The 18,966-nt window shown below is 68.2% G+C and carries 16 protein-coding genes and 3 pseudogenes; 10 read left to right on the top strand and 9 right to left on the bottom strand.

Going from position 1 to position 18,966, the window contains the following annotated elements; genetic code table 11:
• The first annotated feature begins 142 nt into the window (after nt 1-142).
• Nucleotides 143-589, top strand: coding sequence for a hypothetical protein (locus tag ACFWWR_RS43800; protein WP_383877153.1), 447 nt, complete (start codon nt 143-145; stop codon nt 587-589).
• A 1,614-nt stretch (nt 590-2,203) separates the two neighbouring features.
• Here ACFWWR_RS43800 and ACFWWR_RS43795 read toward each other — a convergent pair.
• Nucleotides 2,204-2,926, bottom strand: a complete 723-nt coding sequence (locus tag ACFWWR_RS43795) for a dienelactone hydrolase family protein (RefSeq protein WP_384309805.1) — start codon at nt 2,924-2,926, stop codon at nt 2,204-2,206.
• A gap of 326 nt (nt 2,927-3,252) precedes the next feature.
• Here ACFWWR_RS43795 and ACFWWR_RS43790 point away from each other — a divergent pair, with 326 nt between their 5' ends.
• Nucleotides 3,253-3,747, top strand: coding sequence for a GNAT family N-acetyltransferase (locus ACFWWR_RS43790; RefSeq protein WP_383877157.1), 495 nt, complete (start codon nt 3,253-3,255; stop codon nt 3,745-3,747).
• A gap of 139 nt (nt 3,748-3,886) precedes the next feature.
• A pseudogene (locus ACFWWR_RS43785) lies at nt 3,887-4,103 on the top strand (IS701 family transposase); the annotation flags it as partial.
• Nucleotides 4,104-4,306: 203 nt separating this feature from the next.
• Here the strand turns inward: ACFWWR_RS43785 and ACFWWR_RS43780 are convergent.
• The 3 genes from ACFWWR_RS43780 to ACFWWR_RS43770 form a co-directional block, all read right to left on the bottom strand.
• Entirely contained in the window at nt 4,307-4,453 is a 147-nt protein-coding gene (locus ACFWWR_RS43780) for a hypothetical protein (protein ID WP_384309802.1), read from the bottom strand.
• Nucleotides 4,454-4,494: 41 nt separating this feature from the next.
• A complete protein-coding gene (locus ACFWWR_RS43775; protein WP_384309799.1) occupies nt 4,495-4,869 on the bottom strand; it encodes an antibiotic biosynthesis monooxygenase family protein in 375 nt (124 codons plus the stop codon).
• 180 nt (nt 4,870-5,049) lie between these two features.
• Complete coding sequence (locus tag ACFWWR_RS43770; protein ID WP_383877161.1) at nt 5,050-5,844, bottom strand: alpha/beta fold hydrolase; 795 nt, start codon at nt 5,842-5,844, stop codon at nt 5,050-5,052.
• 141 nt (nt 5,845-5,985) lie between these two features.
• On the opposite strand from ACFWWR_RS43770, the gene ACFWWR_RS43765 reads away from it, so the two are divergent.
• Nucleotides 5,986-6,588 carry a TetR/AcrR family transcriptional regulator gene (locus ACFWWR_RS43765; RefSeq protein WP_383877162.1) on the top strand — a complete coding sequence of 201 codons (603 nt, stop codon included), beginning with the start codon at nt 5,986-5,988 and terminating at the stop codon, nt 6,586-6,588.
• 288 nt (nt 6,589-6,876) lie between these two features.
• On the opposite strand, the pseudogene ACFWWR_RS43760 reads toward ACFWWR_RS43765, so the two are convergent.
• Nucleotides 6,877-6,996 (bottom strand): annotated as a pseudogene (locus ACFWWR_RS43760) (transposase); the annotation flags it as partial.
• A 356-nt stretch (nt 6,997-7,352) separates the two neighbouring features.
• Between ACFWWR_RS43760 and ACFWWR_RS43755 the strand changes: the two are divergent.
• Nucleotides 7,353-8,633, top strand: coding sequence for an IS701 family transposase (locus tag ACFWWR_RS43755; protein ID WP_384309796.1), 1,281 nt, complete (start codon nt 7,353-7,355; stop codon nt 8,631-8,633).
• Nucleotides 8,634-8,779: 146 nt separating this feature from the next.
• Nucleotides 8,780-9,644, top strand: a pseudogene (locus tag ACFWWR_RS43750) (IS5 family transposase).
• On the opposite strand, the gene ACFWWR_RS43745 reads toward ACFWWR_RS43750, so the two are convergent.
• The gene (locus ACFWWR_RS43745; protein WP_384309794.1) at nt 9,641-9,985 is read right to left on the bottom strand and encodes a DUF2750 domain-containing protein; all 345 of its coding nucleotides are present in this window, start codon (nt 9,983-9,985) and stop codon (nt 9,641-9,643) included. The pseudogene ACFWWR_RS43750 and the gene ACFWWR_RS43745 overlap by 4 nt on opposite strands.
• A 305-nt stretch (nt 9,986-10,290) precedes the next feature.
• Nucleotides 10,291-10,680 (bottom strand): hypothetical protein, encoded by a 390-nt coding sequence (locus ACFWWR_RS43740; RefSeq protein WP_338785142.1) that lies wholly within the window; start codon nt 10,678-10,680, stop codon nt 10,291-10,293.
• A gap of 70 nt (nt 10,681-10,750) precedes the next feature.
• Here ACFWWR_RS43740 and ACFWWR_RS43735 point away from each other — a divergent pair, with 70 nt between their 5' ends.
• The 3 genes from ACFWWR_RS43735 (at nt 10,751) to ACFWWR_RS43725 (ending at nt 13,891) form a co-directional block, all read left to right on the top strand.
• Nucleotides 10,751-11,074: a hypothetical protein gene (locus tag ACFWWR_RS43735; RefSeq protein WP_383877177.1), complete on the top strand. Its 324-nt coding sequence runs from the start codon at nt 10,751-10,753 to the stop codon at nt 11,072-11,074.
• A 401-nt stretch (nt 11,075-11,475) separates the two neighbouring features.
• Nucleotides 11,476-12,591: a hypothetical protein gene (locus ACFWWR_RS43730; protein WP_384309791.1), complete on the top strand. Its 1,116-nt coding sequence runs from the start codon at nt 11,476-11,478 to the stop codon at nt 12,589-12,591.
• Nucleotides 12,581-13,891, top strand: coding sequence for an MFS transporter (locus ACFWWR_RS43725; RefSeq protein ID WP_384309789.1), 1,311 nt, complete (start codon nt 12,581-12,583; stop codon nt 13,889-13,891). The genes ACFWWR_RS43730 and ACFWWR_RS43725 overlap by 11 nt, the downstream gene beginning before the upstream one ends.
• Nucleotides 13,892-14,452: 561 nt before the next feature.
• Here ACFWWR_RS43725 and ACFWWR_RS43720 read toward each other — a convergent pair.
• Both ACFWWR_RS43720 and ACFWWR_RS43715 read right to left on the bottom strand, forming a co-directional pair.
• Nucleotides 14,453-15,967 carry a glycoside hydrolase family 43 protein gene (locus ACFWWR_RS43720; protein WP_383877172.1) on the bottom strand — a complete coding sequence of 505 codons (1,515 nt, stop codon included), beginning with the start codon at nt 15,965-15,967 and terminating at the stop codon, nt 14,453-14,455.
• A gap of 44 nt (nt 15,968-16,011) precedes the next feature.
• Entirely contained in the window at nt 16,012-18,153 is a 2,142-nt protein-coding gene (locus ACFWWR_RS43715; protein ID WP_384309787.1) for an alpha-galactosidase, read from the bottom strand.
• A 156-nt stretch (nt 18,154-18,309) separates the two neighbouring features.
• Here ACFWWR_RS43715 and ACFWWR_RS43710 point away from each other — a divergent pair.
• Nucleotides 18,310-18,966: RNA-guided endonuclease InsQ/TnpB family protein (locus ACFWWR_RS43710; protein WP_384309784.1), on the top strand; the 657-nt coding region annotated here is incomplete at its 3' end.

Below are 18,966 nucleotides of genomic sequence, written 5' to 3'. Positions count from 1 at the left end.
ATACTGATAGAAATGCACCACCTCAGGCGCTCGCAACAACATGACGGGCGCCTGAGGTCTCTAAATTTCTGTGGGTTTACCTCCATCTATCTGGGTGACCTGAATGACTGACCCCCTACGCAAGTGACGCGAGGAGCTATCCGTGAATGACCCGATGGATTACCCCGGAATTAAGTCCTGGGTGGAGGAATGGGGAGGGGGTGTTGATTACCTAGATTATGTGAAAGGTCGTGGCGATCTAGGAATGATGGTGGCATTCTCCCGGATCTTCTGGCCACGGTTTGTCGAAGTGGAGGGGTGCGTGCTGTGGGATCGGGCATACGAAGAATCGAATTTCAACGCCTGGCGCGAGAGCCTCTCTCGTGACATCCGAAAAATTGAGGCGACGCTGAATCAGCTACGAGTCTGGCAGATTGTCGATTCGGATGATGTCGAAGAGGATTGGCAGGCGCAGAATTATTTTGCCGCATGTGTTGCAAAAACTTGGGGTGCTGCGTTGTCTGCCGAATTTCCCCACCGGAGTTTCGATGTTCGGGTTATCAGTTCCGAAGATGGCCCCATTGTTACCTTCTCATCCGGATCGAGGTAGGTTCATGGTTTTGTCTCGGAAGGTGGAACGTGATCGATTTCGGACCATATGAGGTTGCGCCACTCGCACCTTGGCTACTGGGTGAGGTGATACTCAATCCTGCAGCCCTCGTGGTGAATAGCAGTAACTCGAAGCCCCGCTGGATGCTGCGTGCGGGTTGACGAAGAGCTGGACGTGGTCGTGTTTGCGACTACGGCATGGGGGATCAAGGTGACCACTCGGGTTGGAGTGGAGGGGTTTATAGACAACCTTAAAATTCCATCGTGGCTTGCTCGGGGGGAACTTCCAGTGAGCGGCACATCTCTGCTCGTTGTGGTTCTTGACGATGCCCGCAGCCCGTTTAGAGGCAGCTTGTTCGATGAGGACATTGAGCTGGCTCGCAACGCGCGCAGCCGAGCATAAGTGACTTCGGTCGCAAGTTCCTAGCGCATACCTGCACCCCCGTCGGATGGGTCTCGACGGGGGTTATTCCCTGACGCGCCATGTCCCGGCCCGCCTGTACGAGGCCCTCGGTCCACAACCTGACCGTCAGGGACGTCCACACGTACTACGTGCCGGCGGGGGCCACACCGGTACGGGTTCACAACTTCTCCGAAACCTTCTTCGCCGTCCACGCCTCGACCGCTCCGACCTGGATCCAGGCACCCGAGACTCCGCCCGTCGTGCCGTTCGGGCGTCGTCGCCCCCCGCTCGGTGCTCTCTTGCGCCGGCCGGGTGGAGCCGGACCGGCCGGTGATCGTCGAGTGGCCGAATTGACCGAGCATGGAACGGCTCTCAACCCGCACCGGGCGTCCGGAAGTTCAAAACAGTTGCGGTGCTGGAGCAGGAACTGGTCACGTCCCTTGCCTTGGCCGCAGCCGTACCGGGGACTCAGCTCATGCCGCCGCTTCAGCCAACCAGCCCGGCTTGGTCTCGATGATCTGCACGGTGCTGCATCCAGCGCCTGCTTGCGCCTGTCGACGCTCGGCCCGTCGTAGGCGACTGCTGGGGAATGCCCAGTGCTGTCTGGGCCGGGCCAGGTGAGCCCTCGCTAGGCACCGGGCTCGCTCTGCACCCAGTCAGAGAACCCACGCGCACACGAACTGAGCTCAAGCTCCGTCCGGTGGGGACATTCTGGATCCTCGCGGCGGCGGTCCTGTGGGGTGGCGGCGCAGGCCCGCTCATACCGCGCGCCGCATACCGGCTCGCCGCGCCACCCGACGAGCCGGGGCGGCGCCGCACTGCTGCCCGATGCCGACGGCAGCTGGACGTCCGCGCTGCTCGCCTCCCTCATCCGGGGGTCCTGCTCCTACGCGCTCTTCCTCATCAGTAAGGGCTTCGGGTTCGGCGAGGTGACCCGCCCTCGGCCTGGGTGCTGTCCCTGGACTGGCACGGCACGATGGGCCCGGCGTCCTGGTCGGGAGGTTCCCCGGTGTACCTGCTCGGTGCGCTGCACGGCATCGGCCTGATGCTCGTGGGTCGCGGCGACCGTACGAGCAGGATCCCGTACCACCCGCGATCGGGGCGGTCGTGCTCTGCCGGCCACCGCCATCGGGGAGGGCCGGGACCTGTCCCTCGATGACGGCATCCTGGCCGACACCGCCTACCGTCTGCTGCCCGCCAGACGGCCCGGCCTCACTTCAGGTGTCGGTCCAAGAACCGGCATCCGTCCTCCAGCTCGAACCACGGGGTGCCGGTGTGCCCTCCCAGATTGGCGTGCAGCGTCTTCTCCTTGCTGCCGAAGGCGTCGAACAGGTCCAGGGCCCGTTGCCGGGGGTTCCCTTCGTCGTCCCACTGCAGCAAGAACAGCAGCGGAATGGTGACCTGCCGGGCCTCCTCGCGCTGGGCACGGGGCACGTACCCCCCGGCGAAGAAGCCTGCGGCCGCGATGCGCGGCTCGACCACCGCCAGCCGGATGCCGAGGGCGGTCCACCCCCCGGAGTACCCGACCGGGCCGCCGATCTCGGGCAGCTCAAGGAGGGCGTCCAGAGTGGTCTGCCATTCCGGGACCGCGTTGTCGACCAGCGGGCCGATGAAGGACTCGAAGATCTCGTCGACCGGCTCGCCGGCCTGCATCGCCCGCCGGAGGTCGGCACGGGCCTTCTCGTCGGCGGCGGAACGGGGCCGGTCTCCGCACCCGGCGGCGTCGATGCTGGCCACCGCGTAGCCGCGCGCCGCGGTGTACCGGGCCCGGGCCACCAGTCGGGGTTCCGCCTTGGGCAGGCCGTTGTTGTGGGCCATCAGGACCAGCGGGGCGGGTGCGGATCCGGGCGTCCACAGGGTGCCGGGGATCTCGCCGAGGGTGAATTCGCGCTCGAGGACGCCGTCGTCGAGGCGCTGTTCAGAAGTGAATTGCATGGTCGTGCCTTTCGGGAGTGCGCTTGAACGGCGCTCCCGGACGACCTATCGCCCGACCGTGACCCCGGAGGGGAGCACCCATGTCGATACTGCGTTCACGGGTACCACCTCCTTGTTCTCTCGCACGGCCTCCGGGAGGTTAGCAACGGTTGCCGTGGTCCGCCAACGGGTTTCTGCTGAGGCTCCGTGGCCGGATGCAGCCTCACCACATAGGACACGGTATTGGTACTCCAGCCGTAGATCGTTATGTGCCCTTGGTCTTGGGGCTGTCTGCCACTGGCGGAAACTCAGGTGGCCTCAGCGCACGATCTCAGTAGAGTCGGGCAATGCCCGAGCTGAAGCGGCTGCATGCCGGCCACGCCCCGGCGGTCCTGGCCTTCGAGCTGGCGAACCGCACCTACTTCGCTGCCTCGATCTCCGACCGCGGCGACGACTTCTTCGACCAGTTCACCGACTGGTTCAACGCCTCGCTGGCCGAGCAGGAGGCCGGCATCTGCGCCTTCTACGTGCTCGTTGCCGAGGACGGCTCGGTACTCGGCAGGTTCAACCTGTACGACTTGGAGGACGGCACTGCCAGACTCGGCTACCGGATCGCGGAGCGGGTCGCCGGCCGCGGCGTGGCGACCGCGACCGTCCGGGAGCTGTGCCGGATGGCGACAGCGATGCACGGCCTGTGCACACTGCGGGCGGCCACCTCCCACGACAACGCCGCGTCCCAGAAAGTCTTGGCCAAGGCCGGGTTCGTCCCGGTTGGCCCTGCCACCCCGGCCGATCTCGGCGGCAAGTCAGGAACTTGGTACCAGCGCGACCTCCAGCCATAGAGCTTGATCCTGCTCGTGGGTCGGCTGCGGGAAGGCTGCGGCCACCTCTGATCATCGGTGTGTGAAGACTAACGATCTTGCGGTAGCCGCAGGCCCGCAGCGTAGACCCTGCTCGCTGGCAAGAAGCGTTCGAGGCCTGATGAGCCGGATAGCCGACCGGTTCGCCCGGGTCGAACCTGGGCGCCGGGTACGGGATCTGATCCTGGGGCTGCTGTCGGACCTGCCACGCAAATACTGCTGGAGCATCGTCGAGTGGGCCGGAGAGGCAACCCGGACGGCATGCAGCACCTGCTCGGCGGGCCCGATGGGATGCCGACGCCGTGCGCGATGACGTGTGCGAGTACGTCCTGGAGCATCCGAGGCGGTGTGAAGGCATCCGCCGCCGCAGAGGGCGAGCCGACGACGTTGCGGTGGATGCTCCCGCTTTCCCTGAGGGAGTCAAAGCTGCTTTGCCGGCCCGCTGGCGGTACCTGAGGAACAGCTCCAGATACCGCCATCACCGCCGACCCGTCCCGAACGCCGGACCAGCAACGGGAAGTGCCCCTCCTGGTGACCGGCCTCATGCGTCCTTGCGTTCGTCGTGCAGCTGCTTCTTCTCGGCGCGGACCAGGCCGAGCACTTCGAGCACCGGCCGGTCGGTCAGAGGGAACAGATCGGCGTCATCGGCGCGAGCCGTCCGCCGCCCAGGGACTACACGTCGCCACACGTCAGATGCGTGGCGAACGGTAGCCCGGAACCGGGGAGCGGTCACTGTTCCCCTTCGCAGACGCCCTCGACAGCGACCTTCCGGTACAGGTGCGGGTAGGCGACGGTGCCGGCGGGGTAGTGCTCCAGGTACGAGGCGAACTCCGGCGTGCCGAGCGCTGCACGGAGGTGCTCGGTGGATTTCCAGACGGCGACGTTGGTCAACAGCCGGCTGCCGCCGATGCCCCGGTACAGCTGCACTGAAAGAAGGCTCCCCGACTTCTTCATGTACTCCGCGTCGTCCGCCCAGGCTGCCACCACCTCATCCTCCTTGCCTTCCGGGGCGACGAACGTGTTGATGACAGTGACCGGGCCGGCCTTCTCCTTCTGCTGGTCGCGGTGGTGGGTGGACTCGTCGAGGCTGCCGAAGCTGAGCATGATTCCTCCATGAACTCGAGAGGGGGAAGTGGGTCTGCGAACCCACAGAGATTCAAGTGATGCGGGACCGGGAGCGGCCAAATTCCACCGCTAGGGCGTGTAAGTGAATCGTGATCAATGGTCGGTCCGGGTGAGGGGCTACGCCGCTGTTCGCTGCGTGGCCCCACCCGGGGTGCGCCGTCAGGCGTTGTGCTTGCCGAGGAAGTCGGTGATGAGCTGCAGCCACTCCTCGGTCCGCTCCAGCATCGGCAGGTGGCCGGTGGCGATGTCCACGAGTTGGGCCTGGGGGATGGTCTCGGCGAGCTGACGGTGCAGGGCGGTGGAGGTCAACCGGTCGTCGGTGGTCGAGATGACCAACGTGGGGACCGTGATGCCGGCGAGGTCTTCCCGGACATCGACCTGGCCGACGAGGTCGGTCTGTTCGGAGCTGCCGTCGGCCACGGTGGCGGCGGTGTATCCGAGGATCTGCTGCAGCTGGTCGGCCGGCATCGACTCCAGCGCCTGGCTGCCGAGGGCCATCATCAGCAGGAACTCGGCGAGCAGTTCGCGGTCGCCGGACGCGGCGATCTTGCTCCAGACCGAGGAGGCGAGGGCGAGCCGGTGGTCGCGGTGCGGGAAGGCGGCGGTCAGGACAAGTGCGGTGACGCGCTCGGGATGGCGGGCGGCGGCACGAATGGCGACCGGGCCGCCGAGGGAGAAGCCGGACACGGCGAAGCGGTCGAGGCCCTCGGCGTCGGCGGCGGCGATGAGCTGGTCGGCGAGGTCGTCGACGGACAGCGGGGTGGTGGAGCGGGGGGTGTCGCCGCTGCCGGGGTAGTCGATGCCGACGACGGTGTAGCTGGCGGCGAGAGCCTCCAGGACGGGACCGTAGGTGTTGGCCAGGCTGCTGCCGGCGCCGTGGGCGAGGAGCAGGCCCGGGCCGGAGCCGAGGCGAGTACGGGCGTACTTCGGTTCGACCAGATTGCGAGATGACATGACCATTCACCTTTCACAGATACCGACCCGCGCTAATCATCCAGTGCGTGTGATTGCTATTCATGTTTATCACACGCGGCGTATGATTCAGGTTGTGACGTCAATCACACTCGCCGTATGATTTGCCGGTAGAGTGGCGGCATGAAGCAGCCCCTCCATCGCCGTCAGCCCACCCCGGGCAACCCGCGCGTGCAGCGCACCCGCAACCGCGTGCTGGCCGTCGCACGAGAACTGCTGCCTCAGGTCGGACCGTCCGGGCTGACGTACGCCCTGCTGGCCGAGCGGGCAGACGTCACCCGCCAGACCCTCTACCGGCACTGGCCCACCCGAGCCGCACTGCTCTTCGACCTCGTCCTCGAAGGCCCCGACCTCGGCACGTACCCCGAACCGGGCAGCGACGTACGTGACGTGGCCACCGCCTGGCTGAAGAGCCTGCGCGCCGGAGTCAGCGTGCCTGCCGTACGCACCGCGGCTCTGGCCGTCGCCGCCCAAGCCGACCACGACCCCGACAGTGCCCGGGCGCTCGTCCGCATCGGCGAAGACCGCTATGCCGGCTTCAACAGGCTGCTGGAGCCTGCGGGCGTCCAGATCAGCGACGACGAGTTCACCCTGCTGTACGGGCCCGTCCTCGCCCGCCTCTTCCTCGACCGCGGTGAGGTCACCGACACCTTCATCGACGCCGTCGTGACCCAGTGGCTCACCATGCTGCAGCGTGCCGATGCTCCGCAGGACTCCCAGGAGTAGTCACCGAGAGCTTTTGACAGAGGCCAACCGGAACAACCGCGTGCAGGCAGCTCTAACGGGCTCGTGTCAACCCGTCATGGCCACCCCCCGTCGAGTGGCGGGACGTGCATGAGGGCAGGGCCTCCTGTCCAGCTCGGGATTGCTGAAGTCCCTTCGAGCGGCAGGAGGCTCTGTGCTGCAGTCTGCCGTGCACCTGCCGGGCGAGCCGAACTCGGTTGCTCTGTCGTGTGATTGTCTCGCGCACCGGTTCGGGAGCGCCCGGGATCAGCCGCACAGGCGGCCGAGGTGCCCGAGCGTGTCCACCACGATGTGCCGCTTGCGCCCGTTCACCTGTGTGCCGCCGTCGAAGCCCCGCGTCGCGGCCGGCACCGACGCAGCCGCTTTCACCGACTGCGCGTCGATGATCCCGCGGTGGGCTCCGGAACCAGGCCGGCCACCGCGCGGAGACCGAACGCCGTGGCGAGCTGCCGGCAGTCCATCGCCTCTCCACCCCGTTCAGTCAGGATGGTGATTCCGCGATAGTCCGGTGCCAGCACGGCGGCTTCGAGCCCTTCCGCCCACACCGGCCGGCGAGCCGGGCACCGCCCCAAGGACCGGTCGCGGCTGATCGGGCGCGGCCACCGGCGCCTGCTCGCGGTCACGCGGCTCTGTGAGGACCTGCCCGACCGTCTCACGGACAATCACGAACCGCTCCCACGTGGCCTCCGCCTAATAGGACTCCGTTAGGTCTTCCTGTGCGGCCTGTTCGGGAGCATGTTGGGTGTGTGGACGCACATGAAGTGAACCGTGTACGGGCGACGTTGGCGTTCTACGTGGCGGATGTGTTCGCGTCGGTGTCGCGCAAGGACCAGCGGGCCAAGAGCGACTGCTATCTGCGGGGACTGATGCTGGACGGCCGCCGCAAGTCGATCCAGGCGATGGCCGCGCGACTGCCGGACGGCAACGAGCAGAACCTGCAGCAGTTCGTGAACCAGTCGACCTGGGATCCGGTGCCGGTGCAGCGGCGGATCTGCGAACGGATGCTGCCGCTGATCGGTCCGGCGGCGTGGGTGATCGACGACGTGTCGGTGCCCAAGGACGGGAGGATGTCGGTCGCGGTGGCTCCGCAGTACTGCGGGGCCTTGGGGAAACGGGCGAACTGCCAGGTCGCGGTCAGCGTCCACGCCGCGAGCGATACCGCCTCCTGCCCGCTGCAATGGCGACTGTTCCTGCCCCGGGAATGGGCGGCGGACACCAGCCGCCGGACCCTCACCCGCGTCCCGCCCGAGGTCACACACCGCGAGAAGTGGCGCCTGGCCCTGGACATGCTCGACACACTGGCAGGCTGGGGCATGAACCCACCGGTCGTGGTGGCCGATGCCGCCTACGGAACCAACGCACACCTGCGTGCCGCCCTTGCCGACCGCCAACTCGCCTACGTTCTGGCCGTCCGTTCGGACGTGAGCGCCCACCCCTTCGACGCCGAGCCCCAGGCCCCGGCCCGCAACGGGGATACCGGCTGCTGGCCCCAGCCCCGCTACCGGCACCCCGCGCCCTCGGTGGCAGCCCTTGCCGCCGGCATTGGGCAGGAGGCGTTCACCTCTGTCACCTGGCGGCTCGGGTCGAGAGGGGAGTTACGCTCCCGTTTCGCCGCCGTGCGCGTGCGGCCTGCGGGCAAGGCCGTCGAACGCCCGATCAGGGCCGCGGCCTCAGCTGAACAGGGGTGGTGGGACGGGATCCTGCCCGACTGCTGGCTGCTGATCGAGTGGCCCGCCGATGCCGAAGCGCCGACCGACTACTGGCTGTCCAACCTGCCGGACGACACCCCGATCGCCGACCTGGTGCGTCTGGCCAAGGTCCGCTGGCGCATCGAGCACGACTACCGCGAACTCAAGCACGGCCTGGGACTTGACCACTTCGAGGGCCGTTCCTGGCCCGGCTGGCACCACCACGTCACCCTTGTGACCGCCGCCCACGCCTTCCTCACCGAACAGCGCCTGGCCCCAAAAGTCCCCGCACCGGTCTCACCCTCTACCAAGTCCTCGACACCCTCCAGGACGTCCTGAGGTGCTGGACCGGCATCTGCACCACCTGCCACCAATCCCTGCCCGCCAGAACACCCACGACACCAAGATCAAGACAAACCTAACGGAGTCCTACTAAGAACTCCTAACGAAATGATCTTCGAGGTGGTTGGATCATTCCGGGACTGATGATCCGGGGGTGTGGGGTGGCTCGGCCGAAGCCGTGGGAGGTCGATGACGAGTTGTGGGCGGTGATCGAGCCGCTGTTGCCCAAGGTCGAGCGTCGGACCCGGCACCCGGGGCGCAAGCGGCATCCGGACCGGCTTGTGTTCCAGGGCATCCTGTTCGTGCTGCACACCGGGATCGCCTGGGAACATCTGCCGCAGGAACTCAGCTTCGGCTCGGGCATGACCTGCTGGCGGCGGCTGGCGGCGGCTGGCGGCGGCTGGCCGAGTGGGCCGAGGCCGGTGTGCCCCGGCTGCACGAGGCCCTCCTCGTCAGGCTTCGCAGCGCGAACGCCCTGGACTTCTCTCGGGCGGCGGTCGACGGCTCCCACATCCGCGCGTTAAAAGGGGCCGCAAGACGGGACGAAGCCCCGTCGACCGGGGCAGATCCAGCAGCAAGCATCATCTGATCACCGATGCCACCGGCATTCCGCTCGCCGCCACCTCGACCGGCGGCAACCGCAACGACGTCACCCAGCTCATCCCACTCCTGCAGGCCGTGCCACCGGTGCGGGGCAAGCGGGGCCGGCCCCGTTGCCGCCCCGACGTGGTGCTGGGTGATCGCGGCTACGACGATGACAAGTACCGCCGTCTCGTCTGGGACCTCGGCATGAAGCCGGTGATCGCCCGCCGCGGCACCGAGCACGGCTCCGGCCTGGGCAAGCAACGCTGGGTTGTAGCGCGCGCGTTCGCCCACCTGCACTGGTTCCGCCGACTGCGGATCCGCTCGGAGATCCGCGACGACATCCACGAAGCCTTCCTCACCCTCGGACGCGCACTCATCTGCTGGCGGCGACTGCGCGCTCTGGTGACCGATGCCGTGGACTAGTTGACCGCCGCTAGCCGGTTAAGAACTTCCTTGGGGGTGAAGCTCCGCCGACCAGGCGCGGCCCGCTCCAGTTGATGCCGATCACGAGTCCATCCCGGGCGGCATCGGGCAGTTACGCGATCGCACCAGGTGTCCAAGGGCATGGACTCAGCGCGGAGCCCACGCCCCCAGATCTTCGCTGCCCTCTCGGCGCGGGGCGAGGTCGACCAGAAGGGAAGACTTCGCGTGCCGTCCGCGGAGAGGTGAGTCGGGCTTCCATTGTCATCCCGGACAAGCCAGACCACTCTGCTTTCGCGGACGTCTCGGAAGAACGCCGCCGCTTGCGAACCGCTCTGACTCATGGCCACCGAGCCTACTGTTCCCCAACACCCATTTCGTTAGGAGTTCTAACGGCAACTGACGCACACCCGGGCACGCCTGTCACCCACTCAGGCAATGGTGCAACACCTGTGGTGCCAACTACCCTTCCGATAGCGCGGTTGAGCTGCACTTTTGCGACCCTCGGCCGGTGCACCACTCTCCGCCCCCTAGATGATCAATTCCAAGGGATGCCTGCGGAGGGTGTGGGGTGGGCGGCGGCCGAAGCCACCGCGAGACGGTCAGGCGGCGGGCTGCCGGCCGTGGTTGTCGAGGTGGCAGCGGGCGGTCAGGCGTCAGGGTCGACTTCGGGGTGCGTGAACCGCACGGGCTTGCCCAGCGACCGGGCGTAGGCGATTTCGGCTCGGGTGCTGTCTCCGATGTAGTCGCCGACTACGAGCACCTCATCAGCGAGCCGGATCTTCGCCCGGTGCAGATCGTCGAGTCGAACCTTCAGCGCCTCGGCCTCGACAGGATCGGACCAAAGTTCGTGCGGCGACTTCATGTCACAGCCCGGTTTGACGACAATCTTTCCGGCTTTGGTCTCCCGCAGATCGGCCTCGGTCATCTCGGTCATGAAGCGGGTGGAGCCGCAGATCACGACGATATGCGGGAGGCTCAACAGCTTCTTCGCGTCGGCGAGCTTCTCCTCGGGGGTGAGCAGTTGCGGGTATGACACTGGTTCCTCCTGGTGGTGTGGTCCAAGGGGTGCCTGCGGAGACGAGAACGAGGGTGTCCAAGATCGTTTTGTGACGAACGACGTGGACACCCTCGCGACAGCACTCTATGCGACGACCGACGACATGCTGAAGGAGCATCCCGACCTGGCGCCGTGGCGCCCGCCGGTCGGCAATACGCCCCGCCTGAGCGATGCCGAACTGGTCACCCTCGCCACGATGCAGGCCATAGGGGCGCGGGTGTTGGCCCAGGCACCGTGGTGGTCGCGGTTGGGGAGGAAGACCGGCCGGTCGGGCACGACCGCGTCGAGCAGGGCGGCCACTGCCACCCTATCCCCACCGCGACGCCGACCGGGCGCGGCCGACCGCCGGGGCAGCCACGCAACTGGTGATTGACCTCCCTGCCAGCGTGGGCGGAATCGCCCTGCCGCTCCAGGCCGACGAACTCCTACCGTTGCTCGCGGACGTGACGCCTGCGACGACGGTCGGACCGGGGCAGGCGAGTCTGTTCACTATGCGCCGCGACTGGTCGCCGGTGCTGGCCCGGCTGCGGAGTCGGCCGCCGGGCGAACTGCCTCTGACCGACGCGGCCGCCGCGCTGGTGGAGGACTTCGCCGAGCTTCGCCGCGACCAGCAGGCGTCGGGCTTCCGCAGGGCATCCGCACGCCACCATCCTGGGCTACTGGCTCGGAGTCGAGAACGCGATCCACGAGCGCGATGTCCACGACCTGACCCGGCTGGACACGCACCTCGCGGCCAAACCCGTCTGCCAGTTCCTGCGTGCCCGCGGCCTGCTCGTGGACGACCCCGAACTCCACCAGGACCGCGACCTGGCCTGGATCGAAACCGCGCTCCACACGCTGCCGCAACCCGTCGCCGACGAGGTCCGCACATGGGTGGACGTGTTGCGCGGCCAAGGGCCCCGTGAGGACGAGCCACGCAGTTGGGAGGGTGTCCGCCGCTACCTGACCACCCTCCAACCGGTTCTCACCGCATGGACGGCGGCTGGTATGACGACCCTTCGGGAAGTTACCTCGGATCATCTCCAGGACACGCTGGAGGACCTGACCGGGACCGCCCGACGCCAGCTCGCCACCGCCTTGCGCAGCCTGTTTCGGGCCCTCAAGCGCAAGCGGGCGATCTTCCGCGACCTTGCGCGCCACCTCGCCGTGGGCGATCTGACAGGCATCCCACGGCCGGTTCCCTCCGACCTGCTGGTCGGACTGCTCGACCGTACCGAGACCCCGTTCGCGCGCCTCGCTATCGCCCTGGCCGCCGTCCACGCCGTTCCCGCCGCCGAGATCCGCACCGCGCGCACCGCTGACCTGAACCTCGCCTGCGGAACCCTCGAAATACGCCGCGGCCTGCTGCGACACACCCTCTACCTGGAGGAGCTCACCCACCGGCGAGCCGCTGACTGGCTGGTCTACCGCCACCAGCGCTGGCCTGCCTCCGTCAACCCCCACCTGTTGGTCAGCCAGAAGACCGCCCTCGACCCGGAGCCCGGCCGTGCCGTGCACAGGGTCACGCTGGGCCAGGTCCTGCCCAACGGGCCGACCCTCGACCGACTGCGCCAAGACCGCATCCTCGACGAAGCCTTCGCCACCGGCGACTCGCTCAAGCTCATGAGGCTCTTCGGCATCACCGAACAGACGCCATGCGCTACGTCGGCACCGCCTACCCGGAGCGAACCGCGAAGCTACCCCGTTAGCCGGACGTCTCACCGGCGACCAGCGTGTCTCAGCCCACCTCAGAAGCTGAGTCTGAACTCGCGTGAAGCCGCTGGGTCATGCGGCTATCTCCGGAAAAACGATTGCAGTCCGTCGCAGGTCCTGGGTACGGTCCGCGCATGTCCATTACGCCCCGTGTCTCTTAGCTCGGACACCAGCTTCGACGTCACCCTTGTGTCTTGAGCTGTTACGGAGCGTAACTCCATTGAATACTCTTCGCGGTCCCGGCCCCTTCCGGAACCGGGACTTCTCGCTGCTGCTGAGCGGTCAGCTGGTCTCTGCCATCGGTGACCAGGCTCATTTCATGGCCCTGCCGCTGATCGTTCTGGCCCTCACCGGGTCGGCCACCCAAGCCGGGTTCGTGCTTGGCCTCGGCACCCTTTCCTTCTTGGCGTTCGGGCTAGTTGCCGGCGCCCTCGTCGACCGGTGGGACCGTAAGGCCACCATGATCTGGTGTGAGCTCGGCCGGGCCGTGCTCACTGCTGGCGTCGCCGTCGCGCTGTGGCTGAACAAGCTCACCATGCCCCAGCTGTATGCGACTGCGGTGCTAGCCGGGATCCTGACCACTCTCTTCCAGGTAGCGAACACAGCGGCGCTGCCCAACGTGGTTGGGCAGCGACAACTGTCCGCCGCGCTCGGCTACTCGCAGTCCGCCGCCAGCGCGGTGGGCATCTTCGGGGCCTCACTCGCCGGTGCGCTCTACGCCCTCGGCCGGACCGTGCCGTTCGCCGTCAACGCGGTTTCCTTCGCAGTGTCCGCGGCGTCGCTGCGTTTGATGCGTGCTCGGTTCCAACTGGACCGGCAGGACGTGCGGACGACGTCTCGGCTCACCACCGAGATCCGAGAGGGGCTCGGCTGGCTCTGGCGCCAGCCGGTCATCCGCTTCCTCACTCTGGTCTCGGCCGCTGACAAGGTGCGCTACGGCGCCGGGTACCTGTTGATCATCACCCTCGCCCGGCAGGTGGGTGCCTCGCCGCTGTGGATCGGTGTCATCTTCAGCGGCGCGGCGGTCGGTGCCATGGCGGGAGCGCTGGTCTCGGACAGGGCCACGCGCCGCTTTCCGCTGGGCCGGATCGCCGTGGTGATGCTGTGGTTGGAGGCATTGATGTTCCCGCTGTACGCTCTCGCGCCCAATCCGCTGCTGCTGGCGGCTGTCGCGGCCGCTGAGTCGCTGGTGGCTCCGGTATATGCGGTGGCCATGACCACCCACCAGTTGGCCATCACCCCCGATGAGCTGCGGGGCCGGACCACGAGCGCGGTCTCCACGCTCACCACGGGAGCCTTGTCGATTGGCACGATCGCAGGCGGCGCGCTGATCACCACACTGGGTGCCAAGCCACTGGTCTGGCTCTGCGGAGCATGGCTGCTCATCCTGGCCCTCCTCACCACGGCCAACCGGGCCGTGCGGCAGGCGCCGCCAGCAGGTGCGCTTCCCCAACAGAAGGCCACCAGCGCGGCCGAGACCGCTGACATGACTGGCTAGCACCCAGGGCTGCGGCCACCGTTGATCGTCAGTGGGTGGGAAGGCACTGATGGCTCAGCTGTGGTCGCTGCCCACACCGTGAGTGGCCTTGCGATGGCGCCAGCAGTCGGAGATGAACTCGTACGAGAGTGACTGGCCAGCACCAGATCCACGCCCGAGTTCCCGCCCTTACACGTCCAGGAATTCGCGAACCCGCGCGCTTCCGCCCTGACCGGGGCCAAGGCCGACGAACGCGAGACCCTCCTTGACCTCCTGGCAGCCGAAATGCGAGCTTCTGCGAGAGCGCCCCCGACAGACTCTCATCGGCGACAAGAACAACTTCGGCCGTGGCTTCGAACGCGAACTGTCCGAGCATGGAGCCCAGTTGCTGCGGCCTGCCCGTAAAGGTGAACGGGAACGACCTGGCGCAGCCCTGTTCAAGCCGCTGCGACAGGTCATCGAATCGATCAACGAGACCTTCAAGGGGCAGCTAGACCTCGAACGGCACCGAGGGCGCACACTCGGAGGTGTCATAGCCCGCGTCATGTCCTGTCTCCCTGTCAGTAAAGGGAGGGGCCTGGTTCAGCCGTCGAGGGGCTCGTAGTCGAACCAGTCGAAGTGGACGGTGCCTTCCGCGGCGTACATGCCGATGACCCGGCCCGTGAAGCCGCCGGCGACCTCGGTCGACAGGTAGCGGCCGTCGAGGGTCGCGAGCTCGGTGAACGTGCCGTCGGGCTGCTCGACGCCGAGGGAGACGAGGTCGGGCCCCGTGCACGGTCCGTGCGGAGACGGCGGGTCCGTGATCGTGACGGCGAGGATCACCGGCCCGGCGGGCACGGACCGTGCTGCCACGACCGTGCGCAGGGAGCCGACGCGCGCGACCACCCGCACCCGCGTGCCTGACACCTCGATCTCGTAGTGGTGCCTCTCGTCGAGCCGGACGGCGAGGCCGCCGCTTCCCTCCGCGGCATCGAGCAGAGTGCGCGCCCGGCAGGACAGATGCTGCTGGCGCCGGCCGGTGAACACCACGTCGGGCTCGTCCAGGGAGCCGCCCCGCGCGCGGAGCGTCAGCCATCCGGGGCGCTCCTTGGTGGTGCAGTGTTCGGCGGGCCGGTCGCGCAGGGAGATCCAGGGCGGTCGCAGTTCGGCGAGGTCGAAGTCGTCCCGGTGCTCCTCGACCGGGCCGGGGGAGAGGGGCCACGGGAGCTCGGGCAGGTCCAGGGTGACCTCGCCGACGACCGGCCAGTCGTCCACCCAGGTCACGGGGGCCAGGAAGGTCTCCCGGCCGAGCACGTGCCAGCCGGGCGTGCCGCCGCCCGGCCGGACGCCGAGCAGCACCATCCACCAGGAGCCGTCGGGGCCTTGGACCAGGTCGGCGTGCCCGGTGTTCTGGATGGGGTGGTCGGTGCCGCGGTGAGTGAGGACCGGGTTGGCCGGGCACGGCTCGAACGGGCCGGCGGGTGTACGGCCGCGGGCGATCGAGACACCGTGGCCGCGCTCGGTGCCGCCCTCGGCGATGAGCAGGTACCAGTAGTCGCCGATCCGGTACAGGTGCGGCGCCTCCGGGGCCTTGGCGCCGGGCCCGCCGGACCAGAGCCCGTGCGGTGTTCCGTACGTCTGCCCGGTGGACGGGTCGATACGGACCTGCGAGACCCCGGCGACCGTGCACCAGCAGGTGCCGTCCTCGTCCCAGACCAGGTCGGGATCGATGCCGGGGACACCCGGCGCCCAGATGGGGTCCGACCACGGTCCGGCGGGGTCGGTGGCCGTGACGATCAGGTTGCCGCCGCCCTCGCTGCAGTTGGTGACGATCAGCCAGAAGCGGCCGTCGTGGTGGCGCAGGGTGGGTGCGTAGATCCCGCCGGAGGACGGCATGGAGGCGGGCAGCCGCAGTTGGTCCGGCCGGTCCAGGGCGTGGCCGATCTGCGTCCAGTGCACCAGGTCCCGGCTGTGGAAGAGCGGCACTCCGGGGAAGTACTCGAAGCTGGAGCAGGCCAGGTAGTAGTCGTCGCCGACGCGGCAGACGCTGGGGTCGGGGTGGAAGCCGGGGATCACGGGGTTGGTGAAGCGTCCGTCCGGCTGGTGCAGAGGGGGCATCCGATAGGTCCTCTCGTCGGTTCGTGATGCGGGCGTGGGATGGTTCAGAAGGCGCCGGGGACCGTGGGGGTGATGCGAAGCAGGACGGCGGACGGCGCGGTGGGCAGGGTCAGGCTCAGCTCGGCCGTGTCGGGCGTCCAGGCGGGAACGGCTCGGCTGACCGAGGGATAGAGCAGGTCGACACGGGCGGCGGTGTCCCGCAGGTGGGGAAGGTGGAGCGTCGCTGCGGCGTCGGTTCCGGGGCGGCGCCAGGCGGTGAGGTAGGTGGCGGCGGGAGTGCGCAGGGCCAGGGCGATCCAGGGGTCGTCCCAGGCAGGAAGGCCCAGTGGCCAGGACGGCACGGCGTGCGGCAGGTCGGCGCGGATGGCCTTGTACGCCGCTACCGCCTCGTGGACCAGGGCGCGGGCCTCCGGCTCGAGTTCGGCGATGCTGCCGGAGAGATGGATCCGGCCGAGGAGCGCGCCCGCCATGGTGAAGGCCACCTCGTCGAGGGAGTCCTCCGGCTGGGGGTACGCCCAGACGGCGCCCTGTTCGGGGGTGACGGCGGTGGGCGCGGAAGCCGCGATGGGCGCGTAGAGGTGGAGGTTCTGCTGGTCGCTGGTGGACTGCAGTTGCATCCGGGACAGCAGGGCGTGGTCCCAGCGCATGCCGCCGGAGGAGCAGTTCTCCAGCACCAGGTGCGGGTACCGGTCGAGGACGTCGTCGAGCCAGTCGAGGTGGGCCCGGTTGTGGCCGAGCAGGCCGGCGCCCGGGGTCTCGCCGGGGTGGGCGCTGGTGCCGGAGCCGGGGTCGATGTTGTGGTCGAGTTTGAGGTAGCCGACTCCCCACTCGCCGACCAGGCGGTCCACGACCTGGTCCAGGTGGGCACGGGCGGCCGGGTGGCGCAGGTCCAGGTGGTGCCGGCCGGCCTCCGTGACGCGGGCGCCGTCGCGGCGGAAGAACGCCTCGTCGGGCAGGGACTTGGCCATGGGGCTGCGTACGCCGATCACCTCCGGCTCCAGCCACAGGCCGGGGACCATGCCGCGTTCCCGGATGCGGTCCAGCACCTCGTGGATCCCGCGCGTCCCGGGGAACCGGGAGGCGGCCGGCTCCCAGGCGCCGACGGTGTCCCACCAGCCGCCGTTGTCGCCGTCGTACCAGCCGGCGTCGATCACGAAGTACTCCGCGCCCGCGTCCGCCGCCGCGTCGATGAGCGGCAGCAGCCTCTCGGTCGTGGGGTCGCCCATCAGGCAGTTCATGTAGTCGTTGAAGATGACGGGCAGGTGCTGGTGGTCGGCGTGCGGGCGGCGCTGGGCGCGGCGGTAGCGGGTCAGCGCGGCGAACGCGGCGTCGGGGCCGCCGTCGGCGCTGAAGGACAGGGCGGCGGGTACGGTGCGGAAGACGGCGCCGGGTTCAAGTGGGTGCCGCCAGCCGTGGTGGGTGTCGGTGGGTCCGAACAGCGCCGCGTAGGCCGCGCTGTCCCGCTCTTCGCATTCCCAGCGCCAGCCCCCGCCGTTGTGCTCGATCTGCCACACCCAGGTGCGGCCGGTGATCCGGTCCGTCAGGCCGCCCATGGGGAGGCGTCCGCAACTGGACCAGGTGCCCTGTCCGTTCAGGGCGAAGCCGGCTCTGCCGTGCCCGTAGGTCACGCGTCCGCTGAGGGATGGTGTGGTCAGGCGCATCGGCTGTCGCTGCCAGCGGCATTCGGCGAGCCAGTCGTTCTCCGCCCACAGCAGGTCCGCGGCGTCGATGGCCGCCGGGTCCTGCGGGGTGAGGCAGCCCACCGCGACCGAGCTGACGGACTCCAGGTGCAGCGTGCGCTGCCCTTCGTTGCGCAGGGTCACCTCGCTGCGGAGCACGGGGATGCCGTCCGGTGATCGGTAGGTCATCTCCGCGACCAGCCCGGTCTCGGGGTCGTGGAGTGCGACGGTGAGCACGTGCCAGTCGCCGTCGCGGGTCGCGTGGTGGGTCCGGTGGCGCAGACGCCCGCCGAGATCGGTGCCCACGAGGTGGTTGCCCGACCAGCCACGGCCGTGACCCGCGGCCGTCACCTCCACCAGGGGCAGCGGAGGCGAGGAGCGCCGCTCGGGAGGTGTCCCGCCGGGGAGGCCGATGTGCGTGAGGCGGGCGGCGCCGTCTTCGCCGACGCCGATCTCGACCTCCAGGGCCTGGTGACCCCATCGGAGGATCTGGGGTGCGCTGGTCATCGGAGTCCCTTTCGTGGATACCCCCGGCTTTAGCCGGGGGAGGAAACGAAATTCCTGCGGAGCAGGGCAAGGAGCTGGGCTTTGCCGTCAGGGCGGATCGCAGTGCCCTGACGGGCAGGTTTGATCTCTACTTGCGGGTGTGGCTAGTTTGTGCGCGTGGCCGCGAACCATGCGAGGCGGGCGTTCAAGTACCGCTTCTATCCGAGTGATGCGCAGGCAGCGGAGCTGTCGCGCACGTTCGGTTGCGTGCGGAAGGTCTACAACCTGGCGCTCGCCGCGCGTACTGAGGCGTGGGCGCGGCAGGAGCGGGTCAACTACAACGCTACGTCGGCGATGCTGACGGCGTGGAAGAAGACCGAGGAGTTGGCGTTCCTCAACGAGGTGTCGTCGGTGCCGCTCCAGCAGACGCTGCGGCACTTGCAGAGCGCGTTCGCCAACTTCTTCGGCAAGCGCGCGAGGTATCCGCGTTTCAAGTCGCGGAAGAAGTCGCGGAAGTCGGCGGAGTACACGACCAGCGGTTTCCGCTTCCGCGACGGCCAGCTGACGTTGGCGAAGATGGCGGACCCGCTGGACATCGTGTGGTCCCGGCCGCTGCCCGAAGGCGCCGATCCGTCCACCGTGACGGTGTCGCAGGACGCGGCCGGACGCTGGTTCGTCTCGATACTGTGTGACGACCCGTCCGTCCAGCCTCTCCCCGCCGCCGACAGCGCTATCGGCATCGATGTCGGCCTGGACCACCTGCTGACCCTCTCCACCGGGGAGAAGATCGCCAACCCCAGGCACGAACGCCGCGACCGCACCCGACTCGCCAAG

This window comes from Streptomyces sp. NPDC058678 (assembly GCF_042714835.1).
Lineage (GTDB): Bacteria > Actinomycetota > Actinomycetes > Streptomycetales > Streptomycetaceae > Streptomyces.
The sequence above is the reverse complement of the archived record's forward strand: the minus strand, read 5'-3'. Positions and strand labels throughout refer to the sequence as shown.

Excerpts from the sequence above, each read along its gene's own strand:
- ACFWWR_RS43795 (WP_384309805.1), bottom strand. The coding sequence starts at position 2,926 with ATGCAATTCACTTCTGAACAGCGCCTCGACGACGGCGTCCTCGAGCGC.
- ACFWWR_RS43790 (WP_383877157.1), top strand. The coding sequence starts at position 3,253 with ATGCCCGAGCTGAAGCGGCTGCATGCCGGCCACGCCCCGGCGGTCCTG.
- ACFWWR_RS43775 (WP_384309799.1), bottom strand. The coding sequence starts at position 4,869 with ATGCTCAGCTTCGGCAGCCTCGACGAGTCCACCCACCACCGCGACCAG.
- ACFWWR_RS43770 (WP_383877161.1), bottom strand. The coding sequence starts at position 5,844 with ATGTCATCTCGCAATCTGGTCGAACCGAAGTACGCCCGTACTCGCCTC.
- ACFWWR_RS43765 (WP_383877162.1), top strand. The coding sequence starts at position 5,986 with ATGAAGCAGCCCCTCCATCGCCGTCAGCCCACCCCGGGCAACCCGCGC.
- ACFWWR_RS43745 (WP_384309794.1), bottom strand. The coding sequence starts at position 9,985 with ATGAGTCAGAGCGGTTCGCAAGCGGCGGCGTTCTTCCGAGACGTCCGC.
- ACFWWR_RS43720 (WP_383877172.1), bottom strand. The coding sequence starts at position 15,967 with ATGCCCCCTCTGCACCAGCCGGACGGACGCTTCACCAACCCCGTGATC.
- ACFWWR_RS43715 (WP_384309787.1), bottom strand. The coding sequence starts at position 18,153 with ATGACCAGCGCACCCCAGATCCTCCGATGGGGTCACCAGGCCCTGGAG.